Consider the following 17,154-nt stretch of genomic DNA (forward strand, 5'->3'; position numbering starts at 1 on the left):
GGGCCTCACTTGTCCCCGTCGAGGGTGTACGTACGGTCGCCCGCGGCGGGCGCGGAGTCGGTGCCGGGGGCGACCAGCGCCAGCCGCACGTGCTCCGCGAAGGACTCGGCGTACGCGACGCGCTGGGTGTCCTTGGTGCTGAGGGCGAAGGTGATGGGGACGGCCTCGGAGGGGCCCTTGCGGTCGCTGTCCTTCTCCAGGGCGGTGAGCTTGCCGACGTTCAGCACCCGGGCGTTGGCGACGATGATCACCGAACGGGAGGGTTCGGTGTCCTTGGCGCCCTTGAAGGTGGCGATGATGTTGACCTTGGCACCGGAGGTGATCTTCCCGGCCACGCCCGTCGCCGCGTCGATCATGATCGCGATCTCCTGCTCGCCGGGCTGGAGCTGCGGCCGGTCGACGAACATGTCGCTCTGGAGCAGCGAGCCCTTCTTCAGCGTGGTGAGCGCGATCTTGTCCCTGAGCGCGCCGAGGTCGGTGACGGCCGTGTCGGACAGCCACCGCTCGGGGACCCTGATCTCCTCGAACTGGCCGGCCGCCAGCGGGCTGTACGGGGCTATGTCGGCCTTGGCGCGGTAGGCGACGACCTCGGAGCCGACCTTGGAGTTGACGTCGCCGATCACCACGAGGACTCCGGCGAAGGCCCCCAGGGCGCACAGGACCGACAGGAGCAGCAGAATGACGCCGCGGCGCTGGCGTGAGTTCATAGGCCGTACTACCTCGCCGTTCTTTCTTCATTCGTACGTTCGGTCGTCGGTCAGGGTCTGGAGCGGCCGTTGCTCGCCGGCACCGCCGCGGGCGGCGGTGGGGCGGTGAGCGGCGCGGCGCAGAAGCCGCAGCGGTCGCCGATGAGTTCCAGGCCGCACCAGCGGCACCGCTCGCGGCGGACCGAGGCGACCAGTTGGTAGAGCACGGACAGGTCCGGGATGCCGGCGGCGAACTCGACGAGCTTGGGGGTGCCCCACCAGGCGGGTGAGGCGGCCGGCAGCGGGTTCTCCAGGACGCCCTGCACCTGCCAGGCGGGGGCGAGTTCGGCGGCGACCCAGTCGGAGGCGAGGTGGCCGCGCGCGAAGGTGAGGTGCGTGGCGAAGTCGGGTCCGGCGGGCAGGTCCGCGGCCCCGCCGCGGGAAGCGCCGTGCGGCCCGCCGTGCGACGTACCGCTCGGACCACCGTGCGCCCCGCCGTGGGACGTACCGTTCGGCCCGCCGCCCGACGCCGCGCGTGAGCCGGCGCGTGAGCCGTGTGACGCGCCGTGTGAGCCGTGCGACCCGCCTCGGCCGCTGCGCCCGCCGCCGGCGGACCCCAGCTTGGCCAGATACGGGGTCGGGTGGGCGAGTACGGCGAACTGCGCGCTCGGCGACCAGGACCGGGCGTGCGCCCCCAGTCCGACGGGCACGCGGACCCGGTCGAGCTTGGCGACCGAGCCGAGCAGGGCGCCCGCGTAGATGTAGTGGGACAGCAGCCGGGCCGCGGAGGCGATGACTCCGGGGCTGAAGTCACAGACGCTGAGCTGGCGCAGCTGACGGGCCAGCAGGGCCGTTGCCAGCGGCGGCAGATCGATGTCGAGCAGCGCGATCCGGTCGGTTTCCAGGATGGCCCGTACGGTGTGCAGCCGCTGGACGGTGGGCCGCGGCAGCCAGGGCGGTACGAGGGCCACGACGTGGCCGTGCCGCTCCAGCAGGGCGCTGGTTTCGGCGAGGGCGGACTCCAGGTCGTGCTGTTCGGGCGGGTGCAGCAGGGCGGCCCCGGGTGTGTGCCGGTCAGGGGCCGGCAGCACCAGGTCGGCGCTGGTGACAGCGATGGCGGTCGGCACGCGAATTCCCCCGTTCCCCCACGTTCTCCCCGTACGCCCGGACTTTCGCGCGCTCGACGGGGACGCGTCGCAGCCGTGTCGCGTGCGCGCACCACTGCACGACCGCGGACGGCCCGTCGCCCATCCCCCCTTGCCCCAGCACCATAACCGCGTCACCCCTGGCAGGTCAGGGGCTTGGTGATTCCCGTGTGTAAGGCAGCGGTCACAGGTGACGGAAAACCTGGACAACAGGGATCACACAATCAGCCATTTCAAGCCACTTCGCGAAGACTCTTGACACGGGGATTGGTCTGGACCAACTTGGCAGCGCACGCCGTGAGTCGGCCCCACCCCACACGGTCCGGCTCTCGCCTCCCCACCACACCTCCCCCCACGGAGCCCACGTGAACCGCATACGCTCCCTCTCCCTGCCGCTGGCCGTCACCGTCGCCGCCGGGGCGCTGACGGCTCTGGCCGCCGGTACCGCACAGGCCGCGGACGTCAACGTCGCCCGCAACGGCGGCTTCGAGTCGGGTCTGGCCGACTGGTCCTGCACCGGCGGGAGCGGCGCGGCCGTGTCCTCGCCCGTCTACGCCGGGGCCGGCGCCCTGAAGGCCACCCCGGCCGGTTCCGACAACGCCCGCTGCAGTCAGACCGTCACGGTCAAGCCGAACTCGACGTACACGCTGAGCACACAGGTGCAGGGCAGCTACGTCTACCTCGGCGCGACCGGGACGGGCACCCAGGACGTCTCCACCTGGACCCCCGGCTCGGGCGGCGGCTGGCAGAAGCTGTCCACCACCTTCACCACCGGCCCCTCCACCACCCAGGTCACCGTCTACACGCACGGCTGGTACGGCCAGCCGGCCTACACCGTGGACGAGTTCAGCGTCTTCGGCCCGGACGGCGGCGGGGGCACCGACCCCGGCCCGGGCATCCCGGGCGCACCGGCCGGAGCCGCCGTTTCCGGCCAGGGCGCGAACGGACTCACCCTTTCGTGGAACCCCGTCAGCGGGGCGACCGGCTACCACGTGTACCAGGACGGCGCCCGCGTCCGGACGGTGTCCGGGACCTCCGCCCCGATCACCGGGCTCACGCCCGCAACCTCGTACTCCTTCCAGGTGAGCGCGTACAGCGCGGCGGGCGAGGGTCCCAAGTCCGCTCCCGTGACCGGGACCACGACCGGCGGTGGGAACCCGGGGAACCCGGCCGTCCCCAAGCACGCCCTGACCGGCTACTGGCAGAACTTCAACAACGGCGCGACCGTCCAGAGGATCTCCGACGTCTCCGCGCAGTACGACATCATCGCCGTCTCCTTCGCCGACGCCACCACCACACCCGGCGCCATCACCTTCAACCTCGACTCGGCCGGCCTCGGCGGCTACACGGTCGCCCAGTTCAAGGCCGACATCGCCGCGAAGAAGGCGGCCGGGAAGTCGGTCATCCTCTCCATCGGCGGCGAGAAGGGGACCATCACCGTCAACGACCAGGCCTCCGCGACCAACCTGGCGAACTCGGGGTACGCCCTGATGCAGGAGTACGGCTTCACCGGCATCGACATCGACCTGGAGAACGGCCTCAACCCCACCTACATGACGCAGGCGCTGCGCGCCCTGTCGGCGAAGGCGGGCCCGTCGCTGGTCATCACCATGGCGCCGCAGACGATCGACATGCAGTCCACGCAGGGCGGCTACTTCAAGACGGCGCTCAACATCAAGGACATCCTCACCGTCGTCAACATGCAGTACTACAACAGCGGCTCGATGAACGGCTGCGACGGCAAGGTCTACTCCCAGGGCTCGGTGGACTTCCTCACCGCGCTGGCCTGCATCCAGCTGGAGGGCGGGCTCGACGCCTCCCAGGTGGGCATCGGCGTCCCGGCCTCCCCCAGCGGCGCCGGCAGCGGCTACGTCTCCCCGACCGTCGTCAACAACGCCCTGGACTGCCTGGCCCGCGGCACGAACTGCGGATCCTTCAAGCCGTCGAAGACCTACCCGGGCCTGCGCGGCGCGATGACCTGGTCCACCAACTGGGACGCCAAGGCGGGTAGTGCTTGGTCGAACTCGGTGGGTCCCAAGGTCCACGGGCTCCCGTAGGCGGTACGTGTGGGGGTGGCCGGATCGGTTCGGCCCGCACCTGAGGTCCTTGACCGGGACATGCCACGAGAGGACGCTGAGCGCGTCCGCACGGCTACCCCCACACTCCCCACCCAGGAGAACGCATGCGGCTCCATACCCGCCGGAGGGCCGGCCTGACGGCGGCCCTGCTGGCGCTCGCGCTGGGCGCACCCGCCTACGGCATGAGCGCGACGGCAGCGCCACCGCCCAGCCCGTCCACCGCCACCCAGGACGAGGCCATCGTCCAGTACCGGATCCACGGCCCCTCCACCGTCGCCGACCGCACCGCCCTGCTCCGTACGGGCGTCTCGATCGACGAGGTGGACGACCACACCGTGGTGGTCAGCGCCGACACCATGCAGGCCAGGAAGCTCAAGGAGCTCGGCTACAAGCTGACCGCCCTGCCCGGGCCCCCGGACCGCTCGCTGCCCGGCATCGCCGCGAGCCCGATGGACTTCCCCTCGGCGGACTCCAAGTACCACAACTACGCCGAGGCGACCGCCGAGATCAACCAGCTCGTCGCGCAGTACCCGGCGATCGCCTCCAAGCGGGTGATCGGCAAGTCGTACCAGGGACGGGACCTCCTCGCCATCAAGATCAGCGACAACGTCGCGGCGGACGAGTCCGAGCCCGAGGTGCTCTTCACCGCGCACCAGCACGCCCGCGAGCACCTGACCGTCGAGATGGCGCTCTACCTGCTCAAGGAGTTCACCTCCAAGTACGGCACCGACTCCCGCGTCACGAACGCCGTCAACGGCCGGGAGATCTGGATCGTCCCGGACCTCAACCCGGACGGCGGCGAGTACGACATCGCCACCGGCTCCTACCGCTCCTGGCGCAAGAACCGGCAGCCCAACTCCGGATCCTCCTACGTCGGCACCGACGAGAACCGGAACTGGAACTACAAGTGGGGCTGCTGCGGCGGCTCCAGCAGCAGCAAGAGCTCCGAGACCTACCGAGGCGCGGCCGCCGAGTCCGCGCCCGAGGTGAAGGTCGTCTCGGACTTCGTGCGCAGCCGGGTCGTCGGCGGCAAGCAGCAGATCAAGGCCGCGATCGACTTCCACACCTACAGCGAGCTCGTGCTGTGGCCCTTCGGCTACACCTACAACGACACCGCCCCGGGCCTGACCGCCGACGACCTCGCCGTCTACAAGAAGATCGGCACGAGCATGGCGGCCAGCAACGGCTACACGCCGGAGCAGTCGAGCGACCTGTACATCACGGACGGGACGATCGACGACTGGCTGTGGGGCAACCAGAAGATCTTCTCCTACACCTTCGAGATGTACCCGGAGAGCGGCGGCGGCGGTTTCTACCCGCCGGACGAGGTGATCGACCGCGAGACCGCCCGCAACAAGGACGCGGTGCTCCAGCTCCTGGAGAACGCGGACTGCATGTACCGCTCGATCGGCAAGGAAGCCCAGTACTGCTCATAGCGGGGCACGCGGGCACCTGAACCGGGGGCGCCCCGCCGCCAGGGGGCGTCCCTTCCCCTGCGGCGGGGCGTCGGCCCCTGTCCCCGTGCGCGCGGGACGTCAGCCCAGGACGGCGAGGGCGTCGACCTCGATGAGCAGCCCGGCCGGCAGGCCCACGTACACGGTGGTGCGGGCGGCCGGGACCTCCTGCAGCCCCTGCTCCTCGAAGTAGGCGTTGTACAGGTCGTTCATCTCGGCGAAGTGCGCCGTGTCGGTGAGGTAGACGCGGATCATCATCACGTCGTCCCAGCCCGCGCCGCCCGCCTCCAGCACGGAGCGGACGTTCTCCAGCGTCTGGAGGGTCTGCTCGCGCAGCGTCGGCCCGGCCGGCGTCGGCGGTCGGCCCTCCACGTGCGGCAGGAACCCGACCTGCCCGGCCACCTGCAGGATGTTCCCCTTGCGCACCCCGTGCGAGAACTTCGCGGGCGGGACGGTGTGGGTGGCGGGGGTGATGGCGGTCTTCTCGGTCACGCTGTCTCCTGTACTCCTGAATATTCCTGGCTGATGGCACCGGCGGTGCGCAGTACCTGCGGCAGCAGTTCGAGCAGCCCCTCCGCCGGGACGACCACGCCGGGCGCGGAGACGGACAGCGCGGCGACGACCCGCCCGTCGGGCCCCCGCACGGGCGCGCCCAGGCAGTTGATCGACTCCTCGTGGCCGCCGAGGTCGGTGGCCCAGCCCTGCTCCCGTACGAGGTCCAGTTCGCGGAGGAAGGCCTCGGCGTCCGGGGTGGAGCGGGCGGTGTAGCGGGGGTACTCGATGCGGTGGGCGAGAGCCCGGCGTTCGCCCTCGGGCAGGTCGGCGAGGAGCAGCTTGGCGACGGCGGCGACGGTGAGGGGCACGGGCCTGCCGATGCGGGAGTACATGCGCACCGGGTAGCGGCTGTCGACCTTGTCGACGTACACGACCTCGTCGTCCTGGTGCAGGGCGAGGTGCACGGTGTGCCCGGTGGCCTGGTTCAGCTCGGCCAGGTGGGGACGGGCGACCTCGCGGACGTCGAGGTTCTCGATGGCCTCGGCGGCGAGCGCGAAGAGCTGCGCGCCGAGGCGGTAGCGGCCGTCGGGCCGTCGGTAGACGAACCCGCGCTCGTTCAGGGTGCGCAGCAGGCGCAGCGCGGTGCTCTTGTGCACGCCCAGGTCGTCGGCGACGTCGCCGAGCCCGGCGGGTCCCTTCGCGAGCAGCGGCAGGACCGCGAGTGCCCGCTCCACCGACTGGCTCATACCTCGTCCTCCGGATTCAGGCCCGCCTGCGTGTGAGGCGCGCAGGTCCGGGGGCGGAGCCCCGCGACGGCCCCGCACGTTGACCGGCCGTCACCGGAGATGTTAGACAGCACGCAGTGGTACACGCAACGACCGTTGCAGCCAACGCAACACACCCGGGAGGCATCCGCATGGCCAGCGCCAGCGACCCCGTCAAGGACCTCGCCGACGAGCCGGTCGACCACCGGTTCAAGGGACTGCCCCCGGACGCCCAGGCGGACGGCCTCACTGTCGGACAGCTCGCCGCCCAGCGCCGCGACCTGCACACCGGCGGGTTCACCACCCCGGTCCTGACCCTCGACGCGGACGCACTGGAGCACAACCTCGCCGCCCTCGGTACTTACGCCGCCCGCCACGACCTCGCCTTCGCCCCGCACGGCAAGACCTGCATGTCCCCGCAGCTCTTCCGCCGCCAGCTGGACCACGGCGCGTGGGGCATCACCGCCGCGGTCCCCCACCAGGCCCGCGTCTACCGCGCCTTCGGCATCCGGCGGATCTTCCTCGCCAACGAGCTCGTCGACGCGGCCGCGCTGCGCTGGGTGGCCGGCGAACTCGCCGCCGACCCCGGCTTCCGCTTCGTCTGCTACGTCGACTCCGTGCGCGGCGTCCAGCTCATGGACCGGGCCCTGCGCGACGCGCCCGCCCGCATCGACGTCGTCGTCGAGCTCGGCGCCGGCGAGGGCGCCCGTACCGGTGCCCGTACCGACGAGGACTGCCGGGCCGTCGCCGACGCGGTCGCCGCCACCACCACCCTGCGCCTGGTCGGCATGGGCGGCTACGAGGCCGAGGTGCCCGAAGCCGACCCCGCGCGCGTCCACGCGTACCTGCGACGGCTGACCGCCCTCGCCGTCGAGTTCGACAAGGCGGGCCGGTTCGCGGCCGACCTCGACGAGATCGTCGTCAGCGCCGGCGGCTCCGCCTGGTTCGACGCCGTCGCCGATGTCTTCGCCGAGCTCCCTGAGCTCTCCCGGCCGGTCCTCAAGCTGCTCCGCTCGGGCGCGTACGTCTCCCACGACCACGGCTGGTACACCCGCCTGACCCCCTTCAACCGCCACCCCGAGGAGGGCGGCCTGCGCCCGGCGTTCCGCCTGTGGACCCAGATCGTCTCCCGACCCTCCCCCACCCAGGCCTTCGTCAACGCGGGCAAGCGCGACATCGCCTACGACCTGGGCCTGCCCGAGGCCGAACTGGTCCGTGACCCGCTCACCGGCGAGGAGCGGCCCGCCACGGGCATCCGCGTCGTGAAGCTGTCCGACCAGCACGCCTGGCTGGAGACCGGATCGGCCGACGACGTCCAGGTCGGCGACTGGGTGGCCCTCGGCATGTCCCACCCGTGCACGATCTTCGAGAAGTGGCCGCTGATCCCGGTCGTGGAGGCCGACGGCACCGTCACCGACTTCGTCCGCACCTTCTTCTAGGGCCGGCCCGGCCGTGGACCTGGTCCTGCGGGGCGCCCGTGTCGTCGACGGCACGGGCGGCCCCTCGTACACCGCGGACGTCGGCGTCCACGAGGGCCGGATCGCCGCCGTCGGCAGGCTGTCCGGGGGCCGCGAGACCCTCGACGCGCACGGTCTCGTCCTGGCCCCCGGCTTCGTCGACATGCACGCCCACAGCGACCTCGCCCTGCTCCGCGACCCGGACCACAGTGCGAAGGCCGCCCAGGGCGTCACCCTCGAAGTCCTCGGCCAGGACGGCCTGTCCTACGCGCCCGTCGACGACCGCACCCTCGACGCGGTACGGGCCGCCATCGCCGGCTGGAACGGCCCCGGCGACGACATCGACTTCGACTGGCGCACCGTCGGCGAGTACCTCGACCGGCTGGACCGCGGCTTCGGCGGCGAGGGCGTCGCGGTCAACGCCGCCTACCTCGTCCCCCAGGGCACGGTCCGCGCCCACGTCGTCGGCTGGGACGACCGCCCGGCGACCGCGGCCGAACTGGACCGGATGCGCGCCCTCGTCACCGACGGCCTCGCCCAGGGCGCCGTCGGCATGTCCTCCGGGCTCACCTACACCCCCGGCATGTACGCCTCCGGCTCCGAACTGGCCGAACTGTGCCGCGTGGTGGCCCGCCACGGCGGCTACTACTGCCCCCACCACCGCAGTTACGGCCGCGGCGCCCTCGCCGCCTACGCGGAGATGGTCGACCTGACCCGGGAGGCCGGCTGCGCCCTGCACCTCGCGCACGCCACCATGAACTTCGGCGAGAACGAGGGCCGCGCCCCCGAACTCCTCGCCCTCCTCGACGCGGCCCTGGACGCGGGCGCCGACATCACCCTGGACAGCTACCCCTACACCCCCGGCTGCACCACCCTCGTGGCGCTGCTGCCCAGTTGGGCGAACGCGGGCGGCCCGGAGGCGGTCCTCGCCCGGCTGCGCGACGACGACCAGGCCGCGCGGATCCGCCACGCGCTGGAGAACGAGGGCGCCGACGGCTGCCACGGGGTCCCCGTCGACTGGTCGACGATCGAGGTCTCGGGCGTCGCCGATCCCGCGTACTCCGCTCACGTCGGCACCCGCGTGGACGGCTGGGACACCGCCCGCCGGCTGCTGATCGGCGACCGGCTCGCGCCGACCATCCTCCAGCACGTCGGCCACGAGGAGAACGTCCGGACGATCATGCGCCACCGCGCGCACACCGGCGGCTCCGACGGCATCCTCCAGGGCGCGAAACCCCACCCGCGGGCGTACGGCACCTTCCCGTACTACCTGGGCCACTACGTCCGCGAACTCGGGCTGCTCTCCCTGGAGGAGTGCGTCGCGCACCTGTCCGGCCGCCCCGCCGCGCGGCTGCGTCTGCCCGACCGCGGCCTGGTCCGCGTGGGCCACCGCGCCGACCTCGTCCTCTTCGACCCGGACACGGTCGCGGCCGGCTCCACGTACGAGCGGCCCCGCACGCTGCCCACCGGGATCCCGCACGTCCTGATCGGCGGACGGTTCGTGATGCGCGAGGGGCGCAGGACCCAGGTGCTGGCCGGACGTTCGGTGCGCCGGACCGGCGCCGACCCCCGGTGAACCGGCCGCCGTCCGCGGTGGATCCGCCACCTACGATGGCGCCATGGTCGCCTTCGCCCTCGCCGCCCTGCTCTTCCTCGCGTTCTGCATAAGCGTCCGGCAGGACCGGCGCCGCTTCAGCAACGCCGTGCTCCTGGGACTGACCTTCCTCACGGCCTTCTCGGCCCTCTTCCTCCAAGTGGGCAAACTGCCCTTCTGGGCGGGCGTCACGGTCGCCGTCCTCACCTTCGCCTCGCCCGCGTTCGGCATCCTGGCGCTGGGCGTCCTCCTCGTACGCAACGGCATGACGATGGTCCGCAAGGAGGGTTTCCGCCCGGCCAACCTGCTGTCGATGCTCGCGGGCCTCGCGATCTTCGCGCTGATCGCGTTGCTGGTCCTCGTCGCCGTGGTCGGCTCCCCCGTCCTGGGCGGCATCGCCGGAACCCTCACTGTCGTCGCCGGCTACGTCTCCTTCGTCTTCTTCTGCTTCCTCGGCTACGCGTTCCTCTACGGCCGGATCAAGGTGCGCGGCGACATCGACCACGTGGTCATGCTGGGCTCGGGCCTCATCGGCGGGGACCGCGTGCCGCCGCTGCTGGCCTCACGCCTGCGCAAGGGGCAGCAGATCTACGCGGGCCAGCTGGCCCGCGGCGGCCGGCCGCCGGTGCTGCTCGTCTCGGGCGGCAAGGGCTCGGACGAGAAGGTCGCGGAGGCCCGGGCGATGGCGGACTGGCTGATCTCGGAGGGCGTGCCGGCTGACCACATCGTGCTGGAGGACCGGTCCACCACGACCGAGGAGAACATGCGCTTCAGCCGGGAGATCATGGAGGCGCACGATCCGGCGTACCGGTGCGTGGTGGTCACCAACAACTTCCACGCCTTCCGGGCCGCGATGCTGGCACGCAAGACCGGCGTCAACGGGCAGGTGCTGGGCTCCCCCACCGCGAAGTACTACTGGCCGAGCGCCACCATCCGGGAGTTCGTCGCGGTCTTCTGGGAGCACCGGACCGTGAACCTGGCCATCTGCGGCCTGCTGACCGTCTTCGGCGCGCTCGGCACGCTGGCCGCGGTCCTTGTTTGACGCGCGGCGGCGCACGGGGAAGGTGCCGTGACTCCCCCCTTGGCAGTCACGGCACCGGTCACCGAACCGATCAGACCCGCTGCCAGAGCGCCGGGACGTTTGGCGGCTCCCAGCCGGTCTGGGCCTGGTGCCCCTGGATGCAGCGGTAGGTCGCACCGCCGTGGGTGGCGGTCGCGCCGGCCGCGTAGACGGTGCCCGCCTTCCAGGTGCCGCCCGGCTCGGGCTCGCCGGGACCGGGGCCGGGGCCCGGATCGCCGCCGCCGAGCTTGAGGGTCAGCCCGTACGCCGACAGGATCGGGTTCAGCGGCTGGAAGAAGGTGGTCCCGCCGCTGGAGCAGTTGCCGGAGCCGCCCGAGGTCACGCCCTGCGCCTGGCTGCCGGAGATGTAGGAGCCGCCGGAGTCGCCCGGCTCGGCGCAGACCGTCGTACGGGTCACGCCGGAGATGGTGCCCTCGGGGTAGGTGACGCTGGTGTTGTGCTGCTGGATCGTGCCGCAGTGCCATCCGGTGGTCGAGCCGGACCGGCACACAGAAGCCCCCACCGGCTGCAGCACCGAGCCCGCGACCTGCACGTTCGCGCCGCCGCTGCCCTTCACGTACGGGGTCGAGGTCCAGTTCGTGTTCGCGGCGACCCAGGCCATGTCGTTGCCGGGGAAGACCGAGGCCTGGAAGGAGCCCTGGGCGAGCTGGTTGAAGCCGGTGGTGGTGGTCCCGGCGCGCCCGCAGTGCCCGGCGGTGGCGAAGCCGTTGACGGTCCCCCTGGTCACGGGGAAGCCGACGGAGCAGCGGCCGCTGCCGTTCATGTAGTAGGCGTCCCCGCCGCGCAGGTCGTAGAGCGGACGCGGGGCCTGGGTCGTACGGATCACGGTGACCAGGGCAGGGTCGGTGCCTGTCCCGGCAAGCAGCCGGGCGGCCGCACCCTCGTCGGTCTCCTCGACGACGAGCGTGTTGGAGCGCGGGTCGACGTAGCGGACGGGGGTCGCGGGGCCGGCGGCCCGGTCCAGTGCCGCCTTGGCGCCGTCGAGGTCGGCCAGGGTACGGACGACCAGCTTCGCCCGGGCCCCGGCGGCCCGTATCGCGGTGGTGTCGCCGGCCCGCGTGGTGGCGACGGTGAGGGTGCCGGCGTCGGCCCCGTCCACCCAGGCCCCGGCGAAGGCCGCGCCGAGCCGGTCCCGGAGGCGGGCAGCGGTGGCCCCGGCCTCGGCTTCGTGTGCGAGACGGGCCTTGGCCTGCGTGGGGGTCAGGCCGAGGTCGCGCTGCATGGCGGCGAGCAGCTCGGGGGGTGCGTCGGCGGTCCGCAGGGTGGTGGCGGCGGAGGGCACCGCGGGGGCGGGGGCCGGGTCGGCGACGGCGCCGCCGGTCCCGGCCAGCAGCAGCCCGGCGGCGGCCAGGGCGGTACACGCCGCGCGTGCGTGTCGCTTGAGCATGGGGGATCTCCTCGGTTTCCGGTGGGGGGTCTGCGGAAACCGTAGAAATCCGAACCTTCCCGCGGGAGCTGCCGGTTGGCCCCTCCCCCGGTGGTATGCCCGTCGCCCCGCGAAGGTCGAAGTGCGTTCATGGGGCGGCGGCCGGAGTATGGGGGCAGGGAAACCGTAGGAGGTACGCGATGGTCAGTGAACCCGACGAGCAGCCCACACGGTCGGACCGGCTCTTCACGGGCGGGGAACGACCGTACGACCCCGAGGACCTCGTGATGGCGACAGGCCACGACCCGACTCCGGAGCGGGTCGAGAAGGCCCGCCAGTTGATCGAGAAGGAGGGCCCGCAGGTCATCGAGCGCTACCTGCCGTAGGCCCGGCACCGCCCGAAGGCTGCCCCCACGCCCCCGGCCCCGCCGGGGGCGTCGCCGTCCCGCCGCACCAGCCCAGCCCACCGGCGTTCGAGGCGCGGGGGCGCGGGGGCATGGCACCGCACCGATCCAGCCCCGCCGACGTTCGAGGCGCGGGAGCCCGGGGGCAGCGCCGCCGCCACGGCGCCGCACGGCCCGGGCCTGCCCGGCCCGCCCGCACTACGCCGCAGGCCACGGCGCGGCCGGCCGCAGCACCCCCGAGACCGGAGCCGCCCGCAGGGCCGATCCCCCGCCCGCCGCCCGCCCCAGGGCCTCGGCATGGGCCGCCCTCGCATGCCCCAGCACCTCCACCGCCCGCGCAGCGACCCGCGCGGCGGGATGCCATCCGAGCACGTGCCGCCACACCAGCGGAGTCCCGGCGAGCGGCCGGGTGACCACCCCCGGGGTCGCCGGGAAGGTCGCCCGGCACAGGCCCACGGCCCGCCCCACCTGCACCAGGTGCACGCAGGAGGCCGTGTCGGTCTCGTAGACACGGGCGGGCGTGAATCCCGCCCGCACGCACGCCGCGGCGAAGCAGTCGCCGAAACACCCGTCACCGGGGACGTCCGTCCAGGCCTCGGCAGCCAGCTCTGCCAGTGCGACCTCCTCGCACGGCGCCCGCCCCAGGGCCAGCGGGTGCTCCTCGGCCAGCATCACGTGCACCGCATCGCGCGCCACTTCCATCCACGCCAGCCGCCCGGGTTCCGGCGGCGCGCTCTCGCCGCAGACTCCGACCAGCGCGAAATCCAGGCGCCCCTCGGCCACGCCCCCGGCGACCTCCCGCTCCGACCAGGAGGTGTACGTAGTCACCGGAACCCCGGGCTCCTCATCGGCGAGCCGGTCCACGAGCCCGCCGAGCAGCGGGCCGTGCGTCCCGCCGAGCCGATAGCCCTGCGCCCCCTGCCGTGCGAACCTCTGCGCCTCCTCCTGGAGCTCGCACACCGCGGGCAGTAGCACCCTGGCCCGCTCCAGCACCAGCTCCCCGAGCGCGGTGGCCCGTACGCCCTCCCGCCCGCGCACGAACAGCGTGCCGCCCAGCGCCCGCTCCACCCGCTTCAGCTGCGCACTGAGCGCGGGCTGCGCCAGACCGAGCACGGTGGCGGCGCGGGTCAGGCTCCCGGCGTCGGCGACTGCCCTGACGATCTTGAGATGCCTCAGCTCCAGATCCATGACACGGAGCTTGGTCCAGACTTATAGACGCGCGCTATGGGTCGTACGCATCCAGAATCGTTAATGCTCGTTAGCCGCCAGGGGGCCACGACCCTAAGGACAGGTAAATGCACACACTCGAAGTCGACTGGGACCACCCCACGGACCCGCGACCCGGCCCACGGCTCGACCACGTCCGCGCCTACGTCAGCACCGCCGGCGCCGACGGGCACCTGTGGCACGGCGTCCCCACGCTGCTGCTCACCACGCTCGACCGCACCACCAACACCACCGTACGCATCCCGCTGATCTACGGCGAGGACGCGGGCCGCTTCCTCGTCGTGGCCTCCGCCGACGGCGCCCCGGACCACCCCCACTGGTACCGCAACCTCACCGCCCACCCGGAGGTCCGCCTCCAGGTGGGCGCCGCCGCTTTCGAGGCGACGGCGCACACCGCGACCGCGACGGAACGGGAGGTGTACTGGGAGATGATGACCGCCCTGTGGCCCCCGTTCGAGGACGACCAGTCGGCCGCCCGGCCCCGCGAGATCCCCCTGGTGATCCTGGAACGCCTCCCGGGCCGCTGACCGTCAGGCGTCCGCCGCCCGTCGGGCGGCGATCTCGCGGAGTTCCTCCTCCTTGAGCGCGATCCCGAACACCGTGCGCAGGGTTCCGTCCAGCGCCTCCGCGGCGATCTCCTCGGTGGCGCTCGACCCGTCGGGGAGGGTGGTGACGAGCGTCAGGTCGTCCAGGCTGTGGTGGGCGGCCGGGGTCATGCGCTGCGCGAAGAGCCGGCGGACGAACGGGGAGCGCGCGTTCGTGCCCACGAAGTGGCTGCCGACGACGTAGTCGATCGGGTACTGGGCGGTGAGGGTGAAGGTGTGACGGTCGACCCAGGGCGTCGGCGCGCGCCCGGGGTCGTCGTCCGGCCCGGACGGACGAGGGGCGGTCTGGAACAGCCACCACTGATCGATGCCGTGGGCGCCCGGCCGCCGCTCCAGCCGGTGCCGCCAGCCGTCGTACGCCACGTGGGCGCCGTCGGCGAGTTCGATCGGCCCGAGCGGACCGGCCCCGAAGCCGACGTCACACAGCCACTCGCGGTCGTCGTCGCGGGCGGTCACGGCGAGCAGGCCGTGCGTGGCGGGAAGCACCTTGGGCGCGCCCAGGCTGACCCGGCCGATCATGCCGGTGACGTGGAACCCGAGGCGTTCGACGGCGGCCGCGAAGAGGAGCACGTGCTCGAAGCAGTAGCCGCCGCGACGGTCCCGTACGAGCCGGGCCTCGACGGAGGGCAGGTCGAGCGGCAGGTCCCGGCCGAGGACGGCGTGGACGTTCTCGAAGGGGATGCCGGTGGTGTGGGCCCGCTGGAGGTCCCGCAGCACGGCGAGGGTGGGCTCGCGGGGACCTTCGTACCCGATCCGGGCCAGATAGGCGTCGAGGTCGAGCACCCCGCCGGACCACCGGTCGGGCCGGTGGTCGGTCGGGCTGGGGACGGTGACAGGGACGGTTCTTACGGGGGCGGTTAGGGGGGCGGTTACGGGGATGTCGGCTGACCGGATGTCCATGACTCCAGCCTCCTACCTCGGCCTACCCTGCGGTCAAACCGGAATGCGGCCCTTCCGTACACAACCGCGGTCCGAGCCGGGACCGCAGGGCCCGGGCGGTGGACCGCACCTCGTCGTCCATGGAGCCACCCGCGACGACGTCGAGCACGGCGAGCACGAGGTCGGCCTCCGCCCGGGTGAGGAGGGGCAGGCGTTCGGGTTCGGCCGGGGATTCGATCTCCTCGGCCACGATGCTGGTGTACAGGTCGTCGAGCGTCACGTGGGAGAAACGCGCCGACCCGACCCCGGTCACGGCCGGAGCGGTTCAGCCCCGGTCGTAGACGGTCACCTCGACGTCCCGCTCGCACAGCGCCCCGCTGATCAACGGCTCGACGCGCGACCAGACCCCGCCCGCCAGCCCGCATCCGATCCTCGGCATGTGCACGCTCGCACCCAGCTCGACGGCGTGCCCGGCCAGCGCGACCAGGCAGCGCTCCAGGGCGTCGTAACGGATCGGCGGGCCCCCGCTCCCGGTCCGCATCCCGCGCTGCCCGACCATGTTGGCCACCCACACGTCGGGCTTCACCCGCACCAGCTGCACGGCGCCCAACCCGAAGTCGTTGCCGCTGCGTCCCCGGTGCCAGGCCCGGTACGCAGCCTCCGGCTCGGGCCACCGCTTCGAAACGGCCAGCACGAACCCCTTCCCCCACCCCCCGAGGTCGTTGCAGACATGAGCAATGACCTTGGGCCCTTTGGCCTGGGGACTCGTCGCATCCCCCGCGATGATCCGCAGCGACTTCACCCCCCGACGATACGACGCCCCACCGACAACGCCCGCCCGGCAAGGGAGGCTTACCGGCACCCGGTGGCCGCTTGCCACTTGCTGCGCTGCGCAGACGGCGCTGTCGGCAGGGCGGGGGGAGGCTTCGCGGGGGGGAGCCGCGGGGGCGGAGCAGGAAGGGCGAGGGGAGGCTGCGGGAGGTCGGGAGCCGCTGGAGCGGTGGCAGGGATGTCCTGGGGGTTTCCCGTCAGTCCCATCGTCTCTCCGTGTCGTGCCGGCCCCTCAAGGGGCTCGTTCCTCGCGTCGCTACGCGATGTCGCTGCGCTCCACCCTTGACCGACCGTCCCGCCCCGGAAATACGAGGACAGCCGGGAAACCCCCAAAGGAACGGGCCGGGACCAGATTTCAGGGACGGGGCGGCCAGCGATGCGCGGGCGGAGCCGGGTGCGCGTCGAATCGCTACGCGCTCCTGCGAGACGGCGCCTGCGAGCCCCTGTGGCTGGGCATAAGCCGCCCCAAATCGCTACGCACTCCTGCGAGATGGCGTCTGCGAGCCCCTGTGGCTGGGCATAAGCCGCCCCAAATCGCTACGCGCTCCTGTGAGGCGGCGTCTGCGAGCCCCTTGGGTTGGGCATAGGCCGCCATCGATCGCTACGCGCTTCTCGACGACCGCGTCCGGCCCTCATATGGGGTCGATAGGGGGGATATCGAGGGGCGGAAGGGCGATCCATCGGCTCAGCCGAACCCAACCCCCGTCAAGACCACCATGAGATCCCAGCCGCTGGTACAGACAGGGGCAATTGGGGCGAATTGACGGCTCTTTGAGGCACACACCCGCCCAGACATGGATTGGCATCGCTCCAGCCGTCATCTGACGCCTTTCCTCCCCCACACAGGGGCCGGACGCCGTCCGTGAAGAGTGGAGGAAGGTTTCTGCGGCCCGAGACCAGCCCCAGACGGATCGCAGACGCCTGATAGAGAAGCGGGTGGCGATCCGAGGCGGCTTATGCCCAGCCCACGGGGCTCGCAGGCGCCGTCCGCCGGGAGCGCGTAGCGATTTGGGGCGGCTTATGCCCAGCCCACGGGGCTCGCGGACGCCGTCGTCGAGGAGCGCGTAGCGATTTGACGCGCACCGGGC

General features: G+C 72.3%; 16 protein-coding genes. 7 read left to right on the plus strand and 9 right to left on the minus strand.

The window, feature by feature from the left end:
• Positions 1-5: 5 nt before the first annotated feature.
• Positions 6-707, minus strand: a complete 702-nt coding sequence (gene cpaB, locus AB0F82_RS13450) for a Flp pilus assembly protein CpaB (RefSeq protein WP_356812875.1) — start codon at positions 705-707, stop codon at positions 6-8.
• 50 nt (positions 708-757) lie between these two features.
• On the minus strand, positions 758-1,813 hold the full coding sequence (locus tag AB0F82_RS13455) for a hypothetical protein (RefSeq protein ID WP_362626575.1): 1,056 nt from the start codon (positions 1,811-1,813) through the stop codon (positions 758-760).
• Positions 1,814-2,196: 383 nt separating this feature from the next.
• On the opposite strand from AB0F82_RS13455, the gene AB0F82_RS13460 reads away from it, so the two are divergent.
• Both AB0F82_RS13460 and AB0F82_RS13465 read left to right on the plus strand, forming a co-directional pair.
• A complete protein-coding gene (locus AB0F82_RS13460; RefSeq protein WP_362626578.1) occupies positions 2,197-3,888 on the plus strand; it encodes a chitinase in 1,692 nt (563 codons plus the stop codon).
• Positions 3,889-4,013: 125 nt separating this feature from the next.
• On the plus strand, positions 4,014-5,345 hold the full coding sequence (locus AB0F82_RS13465) for a M14 family metallopeptidase (protein ID WP_356812879.1): 1,332 nt from the start codon (positions 4,014-4,016) through the stop codon (positions 5,343-5,345).
• Between the two features lie 99 nt (positions 5,346-5,444).
• Here AB0F82_RS13465 and AB0F82_RS13470 read toward each other — a convergent pair whose 3' ends face one another.
• Together AB0F82_RS13470 and AB0F82_RS13475 are read right to left on the minus strand one after the other, a co-directional pair.
• Complete coding sequence (locus AB0F82_RS13470; RefSeq protein ID WP_356812880.1) at positions 5,445-5,855, minus strand: RidA family protein; 411 nt, start codon at positions 5,853-5,855, stop codon at positions 5,445-5,447.
• Complete coding sequence (locus tag AB0F82_RS13475; RefSeq protein WP_362626582.1) at positions 5,852-6,604, minus strand: IclR family transcriptional regulator; 753 nt, start codon at positions 6,602-6,604, stop codon at positions 5,852-5,854. The genes AB0F82_RS13470 and AB0F82_RS13475 overlap by 4 nt, the downstream gene beginning before the upstream one ends.
• Before the next feature lie 170 nt (positions 6,605-6,774).
• Between AB0F82_RS13475 and AB0F82_RS13480 the strand changes: the two genes are divergently transcribed.
• From AB0F82_RS13480 to AB0F82_RS13490, 3 genes are read left to right on the plus strand one after another with little or no spacing between them, the layout of a single operon-like run.
• Positions 6,775-8,061, plus strand: a complete 1,287-nt coding sequence (locus tag AB0F82_RS13480) for an alanine racemase (protein ID WP_362626585.1) — start codon at positions 6,775-6,777, stop codon at positions 8,059-8,061.
• A 13-nt stretch (positions 8,062-8,074) separates the two neighbouring features.
• Positions 8,075-9,655 carry an N-acyl-D-amino-acid deacylase family protein gene (locus AB0F82_RS13485; RefSeq protein WP_362626588.1) on the plus strand — a complete coding sequence of 527 codons (1,581 nt, stop codon included), beginning with the start codon at positions 8,075-8,077 and terminating at the stop codon, positions 9,653-9,655.
• A 43-nt stretch (positions 9,656-9,698) separates the two neighbouring features.
• Positions 9,699-10,715, plus strand: coding sequence for a YdcF family protein (locus tag AB0F82_RS13490; RefSeq protein ID WP_356812884.1), 1,017 nt, complete (start codon positions 9,699-9,701; stop codon positions 10,713-10,715).
• A 70-nt stretch (positions 10,716-10,785) separates the two neighbouring features.
• Here the strand turns inward: AB0F82_RS13490 and AB0F82_RS13495 are convergent, their stop codons facing one another.
• Positions 10,786-12,141 carry a carbohydrate-binding protein gene (locus AB0F82_RS13495; protein ID WP_362626591.1) on the minus strand — a complete coding sequence of 452 codons (1,356 nt, stop codon included), beginning with the start codon at positions 12,139-12,141 and terminating at the stop codon, positions 10,786-10,788.
• A gap of 179 nt (positions 12,142-12,320) precedes the next feature.
• Here AB0F82_RS13495 and AB0F82_RS13500 point away from each other — a divergent pair, with 179 nt between their 5' ends.
• Positions 12,321-12,506: a hypothetical protein gene (locus AB0F82_RS13500; protein WP_356812886.1), complete on the plus strand. Its 186-nt coding sequence runs from the start codon at positions 12,321-12,323 to the stop codon at positions 12,504-12,506.
• A 216-nt stretch (positions 12,507-12,722) separates the two neighbouring features.
• Here AB0F82_RS13500 and AB0F82_RS13505 read toward each other — a convergent pair whose 3' ends face one another.
• Positions 12,723-13,712, minus strand: a complete 990-nt coding sequence (locus AB0F82_RS13505; protein ID WP_362626594.1) for a LysR family transcriptional regulator — start codon at positions 13,710-13,712, stop codon at positions 12,723-12,725.
• A 107-nt stretch (positions 13,713-13,819) separates the two neighbouring features.
• Between AB0F82_RS13505 and AB0F82_RS13510 the strand changes: the two genes are divergently transcribed.
• The gene (locus AB0F82_RS13510) at positions 13,820-14,278 is read left to right on the plus strand and encodes a nitroreductase/quinone reductase family protein (protein WP_356815982.1); all 459 of its coding nucleotides are present in this window, start codon (positions 13,820-13,822) and stop codon (positions 14,276-14,278) included.
• A 3-nt stretch (positions 14,279-14,281) separates the two neighbouring features.
• Here the strand turns inward: AB0F82_RS13510 and AB0F82_RS13515 are convergent, their stop codons facing one another.
• From AB0F82_RS13515 to AB0F82_RS13525, 3 genes are read right to left on the minus strand one after another with little or no spacing between them, the layout of a single operon-like run.
• The gene (locus AB0F82_RS13515; protein WP_362626598.1) at positions 14,282-15,256 is read right to left on the minus strand and encodes an arylamine N-acetyltransferase family protein; all 975 of its coding nucleotides are present in this window, start codon (positions 15,254-15,256) and stop codon (positions 14,282-14,284) included.
• Between the two features lie 22 nt (positions 15,257-15,278).
• Positions 15,279-15,548 (minus strand): hypothetical protein, encoded by a 270-nt coding sequence (locus AB0F82_RS13520; protein WP_362626601.1) that lies wholly within the window; start codon positions 15,546-15,548, stop codon positions 15,279-15,281.
• Between the two features lie 12 nt (positions 15,549-15,560).
• A complete protein-coding gene (locus AB0F82_RS13525) occupies positions 15,561-16,037 on the minus strand; it encodes a macro domain-containing protein (RefSeq protein WP_356815979.1) in 477 nt (158 codons plus the stop codon).
• Positions 16,038-17,154: the final 1,117 nt, after the last annotated feature.

Origin of the sequence: Streptomyces virginiae (assembly GCF_040638905.1) — a bacterium.
GTDB lineage: Bacteria > Actinomycetota > Actinomycetes > Streptomycetales > Streptomycetaceae > Streptomyces > Streptomyces virginiae_B.